The sequence below is a fragment of the Nocardiopsis sp. SBT366 genome, assembly GCF_001083815.1.
Taxonomy (GTDB): Bacteria; Actinomycetota; Actinomycetes; order Streptosporangiales; family Streptosporangiaceae; genus Nocardiopsis; species Nocardiopsis prasina.
In genome coordinates this window covers 1-15,756 of the sequence record NZ_LAVM01000074.1, presented here as the reverse complement: position 1 = coordinate 15,756, position 15,756 = coordinate 1, and the positions used below count along the sequence as shown (strand labels likewise).

Sequence of the window (15,756 nt, the reverse complement as noted above, 5' to 3'; positions counted from 1 at the left end):
CCCGCTGGCGCACGCTCGTCGGACGCCTGTGCGCGAAGGCTGTTCGGGCGCGCTCAAGGCCCTCACGCAAACGAGGGCGGCCCCGCTCCTGGCGGGGCCGCCCTCGTTTGCGTGTGTCAGTCCCTGGGGGCGCAGACCGCCGTGGCGACGGCGGCGATGCCCTCGCCCCGGCCGGTGAGGCCCAGACCGTCGGTGGTGGTGGCCGACAGGCTCACCGGCGCACCCACGACCTCGGAGAGGGTCTTCTCCGCCTCGTCGCGCCGGGGAGCGAACTTGGGTCGGTTGCTGATGATCTGGACGGCCACGTTGCCGATCTCGAATCCGGCCGCGTGCACGCGTGCCACGGTCTCGGTGAGCAGAGCGGCGCCCGAGGCGCCCTTCCACCGGGGATCGGAAGTGCCGTAGTTCGAACCGAGGTCGCCGAGCCCGCAGGCGGACAGCAGCGCGTCGCACGCCGCGTGGGCGGCGACATCACCGTCGGAATGGCCGCTGACACCATCCTCACCCGGCCATTCCAAACCGGCGAGAAAAAGTGTCCGTCCAGGAGAAAACGGGTGGACGTCGGTTCCGACGCCCACCCGAGGCATTTTCGTCATGAATTACGTGATTCCGCGAGTATCAGTTCGTCAGAACCTCGTCGAGGAGGGCTTCCGCCTTGTCCTCGTTGGTCTTTTCCGCGAGTGCGAGTTCGCTCACGAGAATCTGCCGGGCCTTGGCCAGCATCCTCTTCTCGCCCGCGGACAGCCCGCGCTCCTTGTCCCGGCGCCACAGGTCCCGAACGACCTCGGCGACCTTGTTGACGTCGCCGGACGCCAACTTCTCCAGGTTCGCCTTGTAGCGCCTGGACCAGTTGGTGGGCTCTTCGGTGTGAGGTGCGCGCAGCACCTCGAAGACCTTGTCCAGGCCCTCCTGCCCCACCACGTCACGAACGCCGACATCCTCGGCGTTCGCGGCCGGCACACGCACCGTCAGATCGCCTTTGTCAACCCTCAGAACGAGGTAGGTTCTGTCCTCGCCCTTAATGGTGCGAGTCTCGATCGCTTCAATACGAGCAGCCCCATGATGGGGGTAGACAACAGTGTCGCCGACCTTGAAAGCCATGTGACAGGTACCCCTTCCGCTACCACAAGGATACCACGAATCTGTGACTTAACGTACCTATTAGGTTTGCGAACACGCAGGTCAGGCCACACATTTTAGGCCTTGACAAAGTGTACCCGAGGAGTGTCGGCGGCCCGGTCGGAGCGCTCCCGAGAGCCCTCCACCCCCACTGGCCAGCCGAAGCGCGACTTGACGAGGGCCCGGAACGGGATAGGGTTCGCCCCCGCCCGACCACCCTCCGCGAGCGCTCGGAGCGAGATAGGTCACGATTTCGGATCGGGTCGGCCCACCCGTGACCCGTCCGGATCTCCGGGCCCGGCCGACCCGACCGCACCACACGTCATGAGCCCGTCATCAGGCCTCGGGCTCGTAGTCCTCACGCTTCTCGCCCGTCACCATGTAGACCAGGTTGTCCGCCACGTGCACCGCGTGGTCACCGAAGCGTTCGTAGAACCGGCCGACCAGGGTCACGTCCATGGTGGCCTCCACCCCGTACTCCCAGCCCGGCGCGAGGATGCGCTGCAACAGCTTGCGGCGCAGCCGGTCCATCTTGTCGTCGTCCTTGTCCAGCTCCAGAGCGGTGTCGGGGTCCCGCTCCGTGATCACCTCGCCCGCCTTGGTCACCAGGAGCTCCGCCTGGTGTCCCATCTCCAGGACGATGGAGCGCACCGGCTTGGGGATCGCCGAGTCGGGGTGGCGGCGGCGGGCGATCTTCGCGAGGTGGACGGCGTGGTCGCCCATCCGTTCGAGGTCACCGCGCATCGCGAGGGCGGTGATGATGGTCCGCAGGTCCGAGGCGACCGGCTGCTGCCGTGCCATCAGGCTGAAGGCGGTGTCCTCGATCTCCTGGTCGAGGCGGTTGAGTTCCTCGTCACCCGAGATGACTTCCTGCGCCGCGTTCAGGTCACTGTCCAGCAAGGCCGTGGTGGCCCGCGCGACGGCGTGCCTGGCGAGCCTGGTCATCTCGACGAGGCGTTCACTCAGGCTGTCTAGGTCCTCATGGTAGGTATCGCGCATGTCGTCAATGCTCCCAGTCTGTGTTTGAAGAATCGGCCAAGAGTTGGTGAACGATGGAAGAACCTCGGTTCGGTCACATGTCCTGACCGGGTAAAGCCCCAGTCCGCACGTTTACGATCGAATCGTGCAAGGGGAACTTCTCGCCGCGGTCGTCGGCATCATCGGGCTCGTTGTGGGCGTCGCCATCGGCGTCGTCGCCGCCAGCCCCCTCTTCCGTACGCGCACCACACGGGAGGAGACGCCGTCACCACGGCACGACGGCAGCACGCTCCCGCAGGGGGTGGCCGAAGTGCTGTCCGCGCTCCCCTCCTCCGCGGTGGTCCTCGACTCGGGCGACCGCGTGCTGCGCGCCTCCTCGGCTGCCCGGGCCTTCGGCCTCGTCCGGGGAGAGGAACTCGTCATAGGCGAACTCCTCACCCTGGCCCGCAAGGTGCGGCGCGACGGGGTGATCCGGGAGACCGACATCGAGGTGGCCGTCCGCAAGTTCGGCCCCGACGCCACGTCCTTCGCGGTGCGCGTCGCCCCTCTGGGCGGCACCGGGCTGGTGCTGGTCCTGGCCGAGGACCAGACCGAGCACCGCAGGGTGGAGGCGGTCCGACGCGACTTCGTGGCCAACATCTCGCACGAGCTCAAGACCCCCGTGGGCGCGCTGTCACTCCTGGCGGAGACCGTACAGGACGCCAGCGACGACCCCGAGGCGGTGCGCCGCTTCACCGGGCGCATGCAGACCGAGGCCTCCCGGCTCACGGCGGTCATCCAGGACCTCATCACGCTCTCCCGCATCCAGGGCGCCGAGCCCATCGCCGAACCCGCCCCGGTGGACCTCGGGTCGGTCGTCGAGGAGGCGATCGACACCGTGCGGATGCCCGCCGACGCCAAGGGCATCGAACTGGTCGGCAGCGGAGCCGAGGGGCTGACGGTCCTGGGTGACGAGGCGATGCTGGGGACCGCCCTGCGCAACCTCATAGCCAACGCCGTCGCCTACAGTCCGAAGAACACGCGGGTCGCGGTGTCCGTCGGGACCTCGCGGAGCAGCGTGGACATCAGCGTCGCGGACCAGGGGATCGGAATCCCCCAGCAGGACCTGGAGCGAATCTTCGAGCGGTTCTACCGTGTGGACGCCGCTCGGAGCCGGGCCACCGGTGGTACCGGTCTCGGTCTGGCCATCGTCAAGCACATCATGACCCACCACCGTGGAGAAGTGACCGTGTGGAGCAAGGAGGGGTCGGGGTCGACGTTCACACTACGTCTGCCCAGGCCCGAGAGCCGGGAGCTCGAAGCTTCCCGGAACGACAACCACCAGGAGACGGCACAGTGACGCGCGTACTCGTAGTAGAGGACGAGGAGTCCTACAGCGACGCCCTGTCGTACATGCTGCGCAAGGAGGGCTTCGAGGTCGCGGTGGCGCCCACCGGGACGGTCGCTCTGGAGACCTTCGACCGGACCGGCGCCGACCTGGTTCTGCTGGATCTGATGCTGCCGGGGCTGTCGGGCACCGAGGTGTGCCGGACCCTGCGGCAGAAGTCCAACGTCCCCGTCATCATGCTCACCGCCAAGGACTCCGAGATCGACAAGGTCGTCGGTCTGGAGCTGGGCGCCGACGACTACGTGACCAAGCCGTTCTCCTCCCGCGAGCTGGTGGCGCGCATCCGCGCGGTGCTGCGCCGACGGGGCGAGGACGAGATCGTGCTGCCCGCCGCTCTCGAGGCCGGTCCCGTCCGCATGGACGTGGAGCGGCACGTGGTGACGGTGCGCGGCGACAACGTGCAGCTCCCGCTGAAGGAGTTCGAGCTGCTGGAGGTGCTGCTGCGCAACGCCGGGCGGGTGCTCACCCGGATGCAGCTCATCGACCGCGTGTGGGGCGCCGACTACGTCGGTGACACCAAGACCCTCGACGTACACGTCAAGCGCCTGCGCGCGAAGATCGAGGAGGACCCGGGCACCCCGCGTTACATCGTCACGGTGCGCGGCCTGGGCTACAAGTTCGAGCCGGTCACCGTCGAGGTCGAGTAGGGCTCCTGGGGGTTGCGGGAGGTCCCCCTTCGGGTCCCTCTCCCTCTCCGGCCCGACCCCACCTTGCTTCGAGTCCCGGGGCGCGGTACCGCCGCGACCCGGGACCTCTTTGTCTCCGGGACCTCCGTGTTTCCGGGGCCGCTGGCCCGCTCTCCGCGCTGGCGCGTCCCCGTGGGATCTGGTGGTGCCCGCACCCCACGGGTCCTCGCCAGGCAGGTCGGTTCGGTCAAGCGGGCTGCCTGTCGGCGGGCTCAGCGCCTTCCGCGATCCGCCCCGAGGGCCGCCCGTTCCCCGGTGTGGCGTTCCACCGCGCGGGCCAGGACCTCGCAGGCGCGCCGGAGCTCCCCGCCTCCAACCGACCCGTAGCCGATCACCAGCCCGTGCACGCTGGGGGCTCCGTGGCTGGCGCGGAGGGTGTCCTCCACCAGGACACCCTCCTCGGCCGCCGCCGCGACCACCGGAGCGACCGCCGCCTCGGGCAGGGTGAGCAGCACGTGGAGTCCGGCGGTGTCCCCGGCGATCCGGGCCCCGAGGTGTTCCACGAGCGTGGCGCGGCGGCGGGCGTACTCCAGGCGCATCCGGCGCAGGTGCCGGTCCAGGTCCCCGCGTTCGAGCAGGAGGGCGGTGGCGGCCTGGACGGGCCCGCTGGTGCGGTCGGACAGCTCGGCTCGGACGCGGGTGAGGCGGTGGAGCAGGTCGGGCTCGGCGACGATCCAGCCGATCCCGAGGTCGGGGTCGAGGGTCTTGGAGAGGGTGCCGAGCAGCACGACCCGCTCGGGGTCGAGCCCGTACAGGGCGGGCAGGGGCGCCACGTCGTAGCGGAACTCGGCGTCGTAGTCGTCCTCCACCACGAGCGCTCCGTTCCGGCGGGCCCAGGCCAGGAGGCGTTCGCGGCGGGGCAGGGGCAGACGGCCGCCCAGCGGGTACTGGTGGGCGGGCGTGGTGTAGACGAGGGCGAGGTCGTCGGGAAGCTCCCCGGGACGGATGCCGTCGTGGTCGACGGGACAGGGAACGATCTCGGCGCCGCGTGCGGCCAGGATGGTGCGGGCCTTGCCGTAACCGGGTTCCTCGACTCCCGCACGGAAACGGGTCCCGGGGGTCGAGCCCCGCGCAGGGATCCCTTCCATGGCGATCATGGCGCCGACCAGGTCGAGCCCGTTGCCGGTCCCCCGGGTGACCAGGACGTTCTCGGGTCCCACCCGAACGCCCCGGGTACGGCGCAGGTGTTCGGCCAGCAGTGCGCGCAGTCGGGGCTCGCCCTGGGGTTCGGGGTCGTCGGAGGGCGGTGTCCCGGCCGCGTGCCGCCAGGCCCGGCGCAGGGCCGCGCGGTCGTGGTCGCGGACCCAGGGGGCGCCCGCCCGCAGGTCGGCCACTCCGGCCCGGCGTGCCTCCTCTCGCGAGGGACGCCCACGCGCGGGCTCGGTGTCGTGCCGTGGCTCCGTTGGCTCCGGCAGACCGGGCAGGGGCTCGTGCTCGGCCACGAAGGTGCCCGAACCGTGACGGCCCTCGAGCCACCCCTCGGCGTAGAGCTGCTGGTAGGCGTCGGTGACCACCGTGCGGCTCACCCCGAGCTGCGCGGCCAGGGCCCGGCTGGAGGGCAGCCGTTCACCGGCCCGGAGCGCACCGGAGACCATGGCCTCGCGCAGCGCTCCGGACAGCTGCGCGGTGAGCGGTGCGGGGTCGGAGCGGTCGAGGCGGACCGGTGGTTCGGCGAGACGTCGGGGCAAAGTGGTCTTTCACTTCCTGCCAGAAGTGGCCATGGTTTGGATATCCACTTCTCCCTACGGTAGTCGCATGCTCTCCACGACCGAACGCACCCGCCTCAACCGCGCCAAGCACAAGACCAGGACCGACCGCACCGAACTGTACGACCTCCTTGACGAGGGCCTGGTCTGCCACATGGGCGTGGTTGTTGACGGGTCTCCCCGGGTGGTCCCCACGGGGTACGGGCGGATCGGCGACACCCTCTACCTGCACGGCTCGACCGGAGCCCGGTCCCTGCGGACGGAGGGCGAGATGTGCGTGACGGTCACCCTGCTGGACGGGATCGTCCTGGCCCGTTCGGCGTTCCACCACTCGGTGAACCACCGGTCGGCGATGGTCTTCGGAACGCCGCGCGTGGTCACCGACGAACAGGAGCGCCGGGACGGCCTGCGGGCGATCACCGAGCAGCTCGCACCGGGCCAGTGGGACGCCGCCCGCCAGCCTGACGCCAAGGAGATGGCGGCCACCCGGGTTCTGGCGCTGTCCCTTGAGGAGGCCTCGGTGAAGGTCCGCACGGGCCCGCCCGCTGACGACGAGGAGGACCACGCCCTCCCGGTCTGGGCGGGTGTGCAGCCGGTCCGGACGGTGTTCGACCCTCCGGTCACCGACCCGGCGCTGAGCCACGACCTCCCCGCCCCGGCCCACGTCCTGGCCCGTGTGACCACCCGCTAGGCGGGGACTCCCTCAGACCTCCACGATGACCGTGAAGGGTCCCTCGTTGGTCAGTCCCACGGACATCTGGGCGCCGAAGACCCCCGTGGCCACTTCGGCGCCCTGGTCCCGTAGCTCCTTGACGACGGCGTCCACCAGTGGCTCCGCCACCGGCCCTGGCGCGGCCGCCTGCCACGTGGGGCGACGGCCCTTGCGCGCGTCGCCGTAGAGGGTGAACTGGCTGACCACCAGCAGAGGCGCCTGGACGTCGGAGCAGGACTTCTCGTCATCCAGGACGCGCAGGGTCCACAGCTTCCTGGCGATCCTGCGGGCCTCGTCCTCGGTGTCGGTGTGCGTGACCCCCACCAGGGCCATCAGGCCGGGTCGGGTGATCTCACCGACCACCTCGCCCTCCACCGTCACCGAAGCGTGCGACACCCGCTGCACGACAGCGCGCATGGTTCTCCCCTGCTCTCTTTCCCGGGCCGCCCCTGGTCGGGGGCGGTGTCACCTCGATCGTTGCAGCTGGTTGAGCAGGCGCACACGGCGGGTGTTGGTGATCAGACCGGTGAGGGTGACCACGAACGTGCTGATCGAGTCCGAGAAGTCCTCGATCCGCCACTCCCGCGGGCCCGTGTACCAGTGCAGTCCGTCGCCGTCGAGCTCCTCGGGGCTGAGGTCGGCGATCGCGGCGGAGGCGAGGATGTTGGCCCAGCGGTCGACGTCGTCGAAGATCACCGCGTAGGGGAGGTAGCGCGAGTACAGCTCCACGCGTTCGCCGGGCGGGGCGCTCTGGGCCCGCTGGCTGAGGAGGTAGTCGCGAAAGCCCATCGTGTGCGCGTAGACGGAGCTGCCCAGTTTGGTCTTGGCCGGCATGTACTGCGCGCCCGCGGTGACGGCGGCCCCGGCGATGATGACGGCCAGACCGGTGAAGGCCGCGCTGGTGAACACCGCGAGCAGACCGGTCAGGACCACCCCTGAGGCGGTGAGCACCATGCCGACGGTCGTCCAGGTCCCCCGCACCCGGCTGGGCGACCGGGAGAACCACTTGAGCCGGACCATGTCGCGGTACAGCTCCTCGCGGACCCGGTCCACGCGCGCCGGGAAGTCCTCGGAGTGGCGGGAGGAGCCGAGTTCCGACAGCCGCACGGAGCGCCGGTCACCGAAGAGGGCGTCCAACAGGAGCCACTCGGAGGAGAGCAGGACCTCCTCGGGAGGTCCGTCCAGGCGGACCAGCCGCCAGTCCACCGAGGTGAAGTGTTCGTGGGGCAGCTCCTCGACCCGGATGTGACCGCGTACGGCCAGGTCGAGGACGGTGCCGGTGAGGTCGGCGATGTCCACGCGCTCGTCGACCAGCGTGCCGATCTGGCCCGGGTGGACGTCGTCGGGCGGGGCGAAGCGCATCCGGCCGTGCTCACCGCGGGCCACGGGGGCGTGGTCGCCCTCCGCCGCCTCGTTGTGCAGCGCGCGTTCGTCGCGGCCCCGGATCCGGATGAGGGCGATCAGCCCGCCGACCAGGACCAGCAGAAGGAGTCCGAACACGCTCGCGGTCCCCGGCGTCACCTGGAAGGCCGACGCCAGCGACCACCGGCGGCTCAGGATCGGTTCGCCCTCAGCTGTGCCGGGCGGGTAGTTGACGACGATGTCCAGCCGGTCGCTGGGGGTCATGTCGGCCTGGAGGAAGTGCGCGACGACCGCGTCCCCGCCCATGTCCGAGGCGGTGCAGTACATGGCGCTGCGGGGCTCTCCCGCCAGGCAGGACAGCGCCTCGGGGGGCTGCGGCGCGGTGACGGTGACGTCGGTGGATCGGACGTCGTGGCTGTAGGCGCCCACGGCCCGCCACTCCAGCTGGACCCCCTGGGAGACCTCGCCGACGGTACCGCTCACCCGGTAGCTGAGCCGCACCCCGCGGGTGCCCTCGGTGGGGATGCGTACGAGGAGGGCGCCGTCGGTCTCCTCCGTCTCCACCTGAAGGGTGGAGCCGCCTGAGTCGACTGCCGAGACCCCGTTGATCTCGAACCGGCGGTCGTTGTCGGTGTCGTAGAGCATCGTGGCGGTGAGGGCCCGGGTGAAGGTCTCCGGGGCGGGTCCCTCGAACCTGATGGACTCCTCGCCGTGGAGGGTGCCCCGTTGGTCCAGTTCGAGGCGGATGTCGTTGGTGATGTCCGTGTCCGTGGCGGAACGTCGGGCGATGACCGCTGGTTCGTGCCCCGGTACTGTGGTTGCCGGTGCGGTCGCCGTCACCGCGTGCGCCTCCCCTCCCGGCCACCCCACGGCGACCACCACGAACAGCGAGGAGTACACGAGCAGGGCCGTCGCCAACGCGACGGCCGGGCGCCAGGAGCCGACCCACCACATGACGCGAGAGCTTATCCGGTCCGTGAGCGGACCGTGCCCATCGGGCGCCCTCCCCGGCGTCGCGTACCGGCCCCCCGCCGGTGGCTCCGTCGAGAGTAGCTCCGGCGTGGCCGGGCCTCCCGTGCGGAACGGGGGCTCGGGCACGTGCTGACCCGTCGACGAAACCGACCCGAGTCCGACCCGTGGGCGGAGCGCCCCGGGTTCCTCCAGCGCATGGGGCTGGGCGTCTCGCTGTCCCTGGGCACGGGACTGGCCGCCGTGGGGTTCACGGGCTTCCTCGCCTTCTCCGCGCTGTTGCCGACCGCGCAACCGGCGTGGGGCGAGCCCATCGGGCCGGACGCCACCCAGGTGCTCTCCGCCGAGTCCGTCTCCTCCACGGAGACCACCACGGCGACGATCGAGGATCCGCTGGGGCAGAACCCGCTCTACGCCAACGGCGAGCTCGGCGAGGTCACCTGTCGGCCACCGCAGATGGACGCCGACGACCCGAAGTCGGTGGAGACCTTCGTGCACTCGATCGCCGACTGCCTGGACGCGGCCTGGGGCGCGTACTTCGAGGAGGCGGGCATCCCGTTCTCCTCACCGAACCGCGTGTACTGGTACGCGGCGGGGAACAGCCCGTGCGGCCCCTTCCCCAAGGAGGGGACGGCGGCCTTCTACTGTCAGGCCAACCAGGGCCTCTACCTGGGAGTGGAGGACATCGTGGCGGCCTCGGCGGGCAGTGACGAGGCCGAGGCGTACACGTTCCTGCTCAGCCACGAGTACGGGCACCACGTGCAGGGGCAGTCGATGATCCTGGCCGAGTTCCGCTCCCTGCGGGCCAACGCCGACGAGGAGACCGCGGACGAGCTCACCCGGCGCAACGAGCTCCAGGCCAACTGCCTGGGCGGGGTGTTCGTCGGCTCCGCTGAGGAGTCCCTCGGTTACGGGAAGTCGGAGAGGGCCAATATCCTCAACTCCGTCGGGCTCCGCTCCGACCACGCGGGCACGAGCACGCACGGATCGGTGGAGAACGGTCGTCTGTGGACCGCGCACGGTCTGGACCGTCTCGATCCGGCGGCCTGCAACACCTGGGAAGCCCGCGAGGAGCTGGTGCGGTGAGCGGTGACCACGGCCCGGTCGGCTCCGGCGAGCCCGGCGGGCCCGGCCCCGACGGTTCCGGCACCCCCCTGCCCGCGACGCTCACCCGGCTGGAGCACTCCCGCAGGGCCCACCGCGTCAACCGCAGGGTGTTCAGCGCGGTGTGCGGGCTCCTGGTGGCCCTGCTCGCGCTGTCGTTGCTCTCCTGGACCAGCGTCAACGAGGACGGCTCCGCCATGGACACCGTCTCCGAGCGGGCGCAGGGCGCGGGCGACGACAAGCCCGGCCAGCCTCCGAGCCCGTCCGCCGACGCTCCCACCGGTCACCTGGGGCTGCCCGGTCGCACCCTCCCCGACCGGCCGACCGGCCACAGCGCGCTGGTCGCCAACCCGATCTACGACACCGGTCGGTTGAGCCCGCTGCCCTGCCCGGTACCCGAACTCGACGTCGACGACCCCAGCTCCATGGAGCGGTTCCTGCACCTGGTCGCCGACTGCCTGGACGACGTGTGGAAGACCCAGTTCGACCGGGCGGGTATCCCGTTCGCCCCACCGGACCGGGTGTTCTGGGAGGAGCCCGGAGTGAGCCCGTGCCGTTCCTACCCGTCCCCGGCGGGCGCCTTCTACTGCCGGGCCAGCGGCGCGATCTACATCGGTACCTCGGACGTGGTGGAGAAGTGGAACGGCTCGGATGACAGCGTGGTCTACGCGTCCCTGCTGGCCCACGAGTACGGGCACCACGTGCAGGGCGAGTCCGGGCTCCTGGAGTACTACCACGAGCAGCGGCAGCTGGAGGTGGACGACGCGGGCCGCAACTCCTGGACGCGCCGCAGCGAACTCCAGGCCAACTGCCTCTCGGCGGCCTTCCTGGGGTCGATCCGGGTGAGCTACCCGCTCACGGAGGACGACCTGTCCACCCTTCTGGACGACGCCTCGGCCACCGCCGACCGTCCCGACGGACCCGAGTCGGATCGCACGCACGGTTCCTCGGACAACAGCGTGTGGTGGACGAGGACCGGCTGGACCGAGCAGTCGGCGGGCGCCTGCAACACCTGGGACGTGAGTGACGAGGGGATGGTCAAGTAGCGTCCTCGGCCCTGGGTTGTCCACAGGCTCCGGTTCTTTGAGTTTCATCGCGACTGTGCGTGGCAGGATGCTGACATGCCGGACACCCCCGAACCCTCCGGCTCGCACGAGCCCGAGCCCCCGCGCCCCGCGTCACACGCCCTCTCAGCGACCCGGTCCCCCGTCACCAGGAACTCCCCCGTGGACACCACGGTCACCACCGTGGTTCCCCCGGCCTCCCCGACCTCCGAGCCCGAGTCCGCTCCCGTCCGCAACTGCGTGGAGCTGCGCGTGCACGGGGTCAGCGGCGGACAGGCCGAGGAACTCCTGGACGTGGAGCCCGCCATGCGCGTGGGCGGCGACCGGCTCGCCGGTTTCTTCCGCTGGCGGCGTGAACCGGACACCCAGAGCGTCCCGGGGGTACGGCGGGAGATCTTCGCCTGGGGCAACCTGACCTCGGGCAGTGCCTCGCGGGCGTTCTGGCTCCTGCTGCTGCCCTTCATGATGCTCAATGTGGCGTACTGGATGCGGCCCGGCCGGATGGACCGGGGGCAGACCGGGATCCGCAGGGCGGCCAGCATCACCTATGGGGCCGGGGTCCGGCTGCTGGCGCTGTCACTGACCGTGCTCATCACGCTGGCCTCGGCCGGGGTCGGCATGGACCTGGTGGGCTGGCAGTGCGCGGGGCTGGGCGAGTCGTGTGTGCAGGCGCGTCCGTGGCTGGCCTTCCTGGCCTCGTCCTCCTCCCCGCTGTCCGCACCGGGGTGGGGGCTTCTGATCGGGGCGGTTCTGCCCGCAACGGTGATCGTGGTGCTGTGGCGGCTGTCCCGCAGAACGGCGGCCGACTACGAGGTGGTGACCGGCCCGGTGCCGCCCGACCACTCCGAGGACGCGCCGCTGAGCCACCCGGACTTCTGGCGCAACAGCGAGATCATGGCCCGCCTGAGGTCGGCCCACATCGCCGTTGCCGTGGGAACCGTCGCGGCGCTGCTGCTGGTGCCCGCGTTCCTGCACGACCTCTCGGCCCGGGTCGGCGAACCGGTGACCGCTCCGGGGGCGTGGTGGTTCGGCTCGGTGTTGGCTGTCCTTCTGGGCGCGGTGGCGGCGGCGAGTGTCGCGAGCGTGCTGGTGCCCGGGCTGGACCCCCGGTGGAACGCCAGGGCGGACCGGTTCTGCCGGGTGCTGCGGGACACCATGCTCGTCCTGGTGGTGGCCGTGGCCGTCTACACCGTGTGGCCGCGTCCCGGCTGGGTGGCGGAGGGACGGCTGCCTGGCAGCGGCACCATGCTGAACACGCTCTTCGCCACCCAGGGCGCGCTGGTGGTGATGCTGCTGGCGGCGGCCCTGGTGCTGTTCGCGGTGGACCGGCCGCACGAGCGGACCGCCATGCGAGGGCTGGCCGGACCGTCCACGGCCGCGCTCGGAACACTGCTGGGCGGCGGGTTCTCGGCGGCGCTGGTGTACCAGGGTTCGCTGTGGCTGAGCGGCTGCGGTTCCATGAACGCGCCCGAGGCCGACTGCCTGGCGCTGTCGCCGCCCACCGCCTACTCGTGGCTGCAGCTGGCGTTCGCCTTCGAGGCGGTGATCGTCCTGGTCGTGGTGGCGGTGCTGGCGGTGCGCCTGCGCGGGGCGGTGCGCGGCCAGCTGCCCGAGGTGACCTCGCTGTACTCCCGGAGCGTTCGGGACCGCCGGACCTGGGACATCGCCAAGGCCAGGGCGACCGGGCGGATGACCGAGGTGCTGCCCAAGGTGCTGGCCGCGCTGCTGCTTCCGGTGGTGCCGCTGGTGGGGCTGGCGCTCTACTCGATCATCACCGGGAACCTGGTCGCCGGTCCGGTGGACGCGCCCCTGGCGGTGGCCGGGGAACTTCAGGGCGTGGCGCAGAGCGCGCTGGACGTCCTCGTGGGAGTGGGGTCGCTCATCGGCGGGGCGAGCCTGGTGGCGCTGGTGTGGATCGGCCGGAGCGCCTACCGGGACCGGCCGACCCGGCAGGCCCTGGGCGCGCTGTGGGACGTGGGGACGTTCTGGCCACGGGTCGCGCATCCGCTGGCCCCGCCCTCGTACGCCGAACGCGCGGTACCGCAGCTGACCGCGCGGGTGGCGAGGATGGCCGGGGAGGGAACCGAGGTGGTGATCTCCGGCCACTCGCAGGGGTCGGTGTTGGCCGCCGCGACCGTGTGGCAACTGCCCCGGAGCTGCCGGGGACGGGTCTCGCTGATCACCCACGGCTCACCGCTGGACCGACTGTACGCGCGGTACTTCCCGGCCTACTTCGGTCCGGCCTCGTTCACCGACCTGACCGGGCGGGTGTCGGCCTGGCGCAACCTGTGGCGGGTCACCGACGCCATCGCCGGGCCGATCAGACGCAGGAACGCGGACGCCGGGGACACTCCACGAGGCCCTGCCGGGGGTGGGGCCGGAGGGTCCCTGGACATCGTGGACCAGGCCGATCCGCTGCCCGACCCGCGTTCCTACGACGCCCCGCCGGGGGAGGCCAGACGCCCGGAGATCCTCGGCCACTCCCACTACACGCAGGATCCGGCCTACGCCCAGGCACTGTCCGAGGTGCTGCCGCCGGTGCCGTCGACTCCGAGGGAGGTACCACCGAGGGCCTCGACCCCGCACGGCGGTTGACGCCCTGCCGGAAGGGCCACCGGGGGGCGACCGCGCGGTGGTTCGCGCCACCGGGGACCGGGGCCGCGGAGCCGTCCGCGCGGAGACGGGGCTACGGATACCGGTTGCGGAGACCGGTGCCCTCAGGGACCGGCGCGCCGGTGGCCCGGCGCTACCAGGGCCCGTAGGGGCCGTTGTTCTGGTTGCCGCCCACGCCCTTCACGGCGGGGCGCACGTCCAGCAGGAAGATGAGGGTGGCTACCAGGCCCAGGATGACGAACATGCCGGTGCCGGTCAGAACGGCGAGCAGGGAGACGCCGGAGGCCACACCGGTGAGGATCACCCACAGCTTCTTGGTCTGCTTGTCCATCACCACGAAGGCCTGCTCGGGGGTCCTCAGGGCCTCGATGAACGCGTACAGGCTGGCCACGAAGGTCACGAGGTAGATCAGCTGCCAGATCCAGAAGAACAAGACTCACTCCAGTCGCCTCACGCGTCCGAGCGGGGTTCCGCCCGCTCTCCACGTTAAACGGATCGGACGCGAGGATCGTGCCCGAAAGAGGGGCAGATCACTGACCGGATACACGCGGGGGTCCGGAGACCACCCGCGGGCGGCGGGCCCGGCGGTCAGATCGGGATGTGCCAGAGGCAGGTCACGGTGGCCAGCAGGAAGGCCGAGGCACCCATGATCACGGCCCCCGCGTGGTACGGGAGTTCGCTGTCCGGGCGCAGGAGCCGGTTGACCCTGCGCATGACGGCGGGTTCAGCGGCCTGCACGGCGGCCATCGCGCCGGCGGGTACGGGCGCGAGACCGGCGGCACCGAAGCGGAGCAGCGCCATGGCGAGCTCACGGGAGGAGCTCCTGCGGCGGGCCTGGTCGTCGGCGCACATCTCGATGAGCAGCGCGACGGTCTCGTAGTAGGTCCGCACCAGGCGCACACGCGGGAAGGCCCGCTTCAGGGAGGAGAACGGGAGCAGGACGAGGTCGTGGCGTTCACGCAGGTGGGCGTGCTCGTGGGCGAGCACGGCCGCCAGTTCGCGGGTGTCGAGCACCTCCAGGGCACCGGCGCTGATCACCACCTGGGAGCGCAGCACTCCGGGCAGGCAGTAGGCGGCGGCCGCCGGGTGGTCGACCACACGTGCGCCCGGGACGTCCGGGTGTTCGTTGGCCACCAGTTCCAGCAGGTCGTGGTGGCGTTTGCGGACCCGGACCACCTGGACGAAGGAGGCGACGAGGCCCGAGAACAGCACGAGGGTCAGGGCGAAGGCCAGCAGCACGGCGGCGAGGTGGCTCAGCCCCTCGATCCCCTGCGAGAACTCGGAGACGATGAACTCGCCGGTCAGGAGGTCGGTGGCGGCGGCCAGCAGGCCGCCCGCGGCGCCGAGCTCATAGGAGGACAGACCGTAGGCCAGAAGGGCACCGATGGTGGACACGCCCCAGGCCAGGCCGAGCGCCTGCCAGGCGATGACCGCCGTGTAGGGACCGCGGGAGGGCCACTTCGCCCGGTGGAGTGCTTCCATGGCGACGAGGCAGCTGACCGCGACGAGAGTGAGGAGTGCGGCACTGACCATACGGACTAGTTCCTTGGCTGCTCGGTTTCCGCGAGTGCGCGACGGAGCGCTTCAGCCTCCTGGCCGTCCATGGACTGGACGAAGGCGGCCAGGGCCGCGTCGCGGTCAACCGTCTGACCGAGAGCGTCGAACATCAGCTCCGACACGTAGTTCTCGCGGCTGGCTGCCGGACGGTACCGCCAAGCACGACCCTCGCGTGCCCGGTCGACGACCTTCTTCTTGGCCAGTCGGTCGAGCACCGTCATGACGGTCGTGTGGGCCAGGTCCCGCTCGGCGAGAGCCTTACCGACCTCGCGAACCGTCATTGGTTCGTTGCGTGCCCACAGTACATCCATCACCGCGCGTTCAAGTTCGCCAAGCCGATTCATGAAAGCAAGTCTACGACGAGTAGTACTACTCGCCGTGGCACCCCCACGTTAATTCTCGATGGCTTTCGGGGTAGGGGTTTGGGACGCGGCCGACAGGGCCCGGCAACCGCCTCCGACGAGGGGCGGGACGGGCCGGGGTGACCGAGGTCCCGCTC

Annotated in this window: 15 protein-coding genes; 6 read left to right on the top strand and 9 right to left on the bottom strand. The window is 70.8% G+C overall.

The window, feature by feature from the left end:
- Nucleotides 1–116: 116 nt before the first annotated feature.
- From ispF to phoU, 3 genes are all read right to left on the bottom strand, one after another.
- Nucleotides 117–587 (bottom strand): 2-C-methyl-D-erythritol 2,4-cyclodiphosphate synthase, encoded by a 471-nt coding sequence (gene ispF / locus ADX84_RS19990; RefSeq protein ID WP_193374227.1) that lies wholly within the window; start codon nt 585–587, stop codon nt 117–119.
- A gap of 31 nt (nt 588–618) precedes the next feature.
- Entirely contained in the window at nt 619–1,101 is a 483-nt protein-coding gene (locus ADX84_RS19985) for a CarD family transcriptional regulator (RefSeq protein WP_026129182.1), read from the bottom strand.
- Nucleotides 1,102–1,455: 354 nt separating this feature from the next.
- A complete protein-coding gene (gene phoU, locus ADX84_RS19980; protein WP_026129183.1) occupies nt 1,456–2,118 on the bottom strand; it encodes a phosphate signaling complex protein PhoU in 663 nt (220 codons plus the stop codon).
- Between the two features lie 124 nt (nt 2,119–2,242).
- Here phoU and ADX84_RS19975 point away from each other — a divergent pair, with 124 nt between their 5' ends.
- Together ADX84_RS19975 and ADX84_RS19970 are read left to right on the top strand one after the other, a co-directional pair.
- Nucleotides 2,243–3,436, top strand: coding sequence for a cell wall metabolism sensor histidine kinase WalK (locus tag ADX84_RS19975; protein ID WP_049577609.1), 1,194 nt, complete (start codon nt 2,243–2,245; stop codon nt 3,434–3,436).
- Nucleotides 3,433–4,131 (top strand): response regulator transcription factor, encoded by a 699-nt coding sequence (locus ADX84_RS19970; protein WP_049577606.1) that lies wholly within the window; start codon nt 3,433–3,435, stop codon nt 4,129–4,131. Before ADX84_RS19975 ends, ADX84_RS19970 begins: the two co-directional genes overlap by 4 nt.
- A gap of 251 nt (nt 4,132–4,382) precedes the next feature.
- On the opposite strand, the gene ADX84_RS19965 is transcribed toward ADX84_RS19970, so the two are convergent.
- Nucleotides 4,383–5,858 (bottom strand): PLP-dependent aminotransferase family protein, encoded by a 1,476-nt coding sequence (locus tag ADX84_RS19965; RefSeq protein ID WP_049577601.1) that lies wholly within the window; start codon nt 5,856–5,858, stop codon nt 4,383–4,385.
- Between the two features lie 67 nt (nt 5,859–5,925).
- On the opposite strand from ADX84_RS19965, the gene ADX84_RS19960 reads away from it, so the two are divergent.
- Nucleotides 5,926–6,567 (top strand): pyridoxamine 5'-phosphate oxidase family protein, encoded by a 642-nt coding sequence (locus ADX84_RS19960; protein WP_049577598.1) that lies wholly within the window; start codon nt 5,926–5,928, stop codon nt 6,565–6,567.
- A 12-nt stretch (nt 6,568–6,579) separates the two neighbouring features.
- Here ADX84_RS19960 and dtd read toward each other — a convergent pair whose 3' ends face one another.
- Together dtd and ADX84_RS19950 are read right to left on the bottom strand one after the other, a co-directional pair.
- Nucleotides 6,580–7,005 (bottom strand): D-aminoacyl-tRNA deacylase, encoded by a 426-nt coding sequence (dtd, locus tag ADX84_RS19955; protein WP_049577594.1) that lies wholly within the window; start codon nt 7,003–7,005, stop codon nt 6,580–6,582.
- A gap of 48 nt (nt 7,006–7,053) precedes the next feature.
- Nucleotides 7,054–8,904, bottom strand: a complete 1,851-nt coding sequence (locus ADX84_RS19950) for a DUF2207 domain-containing protein (protein WP_049577589.1) — start codon at nt 8,902–8,904, stop codon at nt 7,054–7,056.
- Between the two features lie 213 nt (nt 8,905–9,117).
- Here ADX84_RS19950 and ADX84_RS19945 point away from each other — a divergent pair, with 213 nt between their 5' ends.
- The 3 genes from ADX84_RS19945 to ADX84_RS19935 all read left to right on the top strand — a co-directional run bounded on the left by ADX84_RS19945 (nt 9,118) and on the right by ADX84_RS19935 (nt 13,682).
- Entirely contained in the window at nt 9,118–10,005 is an 888-nt protein-coding gene (locus tag ADX84_RS19945) for a neutral zinc metallopeptidase (RefSeq protein WP_049577635.1), read from the top strand.
- Nucleotides 10,002–11,069, top strand: coding sequence for a neutral zinc metallopeptidase (locus ADX84_RS19940; RefSeq protein WP_049577586.1), 1,068 nt, complete (start codon nt 10,002–10,004; stop codon nt 11,067–11,069). Before ADX84_RS19945 ends, ADX84_RS19940 begins: the two co-directional genes overlap by 4 nt.
- 75 nt (nt 11,070–11,144) lie before the next feature.
- Nucleotides 11,145–13,682, top strand: a complete 2,538-nt coding sequence (locus ADX84_RS19935; RefSeq protein ID WP_049577584.1) for a hypothetical protein — start codon at nt 11,145–11,147, stop codon at nt 13,680–13,682.
- A 151-nt stretch (nt 13,683–13,833) separates the two neighbouring features.
- Here the strand turns inward: ADX84_RS19935 and ADX84_RS19930 are convergent, their stop codons facing one another.
- The 3 genes from ADX84_RS19930 to ADX84_RS19920 form a co-directional block, all read right to left on the bottom strand.
- Nucleotides 13,834–14,133, bottom strand: a complete 300-nt coding sequence (locus tag ADX84_RS19930) for a DUF2516 family protein (protein ID WP_017544166.1) — start codon at nt 14,131–14,133, stop codon at nt 13,834–13,836.
- A gap of 155 nt (nt 14,134–14,288) precedes the next feature.
- Nucleotides 14,289–15,233 (bottom strand): M56 family metallopeptidase, encoded by a 945-nt coding sequence (locus ADX84_RS19925; RefSeq protein WP_049577581.1) that lies wholly within the window; start codon nt 15,231–15,233, stop codon nt 14,289–14,291.
- Between the two features lie 5 nt (nt 15,234–15,238).
- A complete protein-coding gene (locus tag ADX84_RS19920; RefSeq protein WP_082206639.1) occupies nt 15,239–15,601 on the bottom strand; it encodes a BlaI/MecI/CopY family transcriptional regulator in 363 nt (120 codons plus the stop codon).
- Nucleotides 15,602–15,756 lie beyond the last annotated feature (155 nt).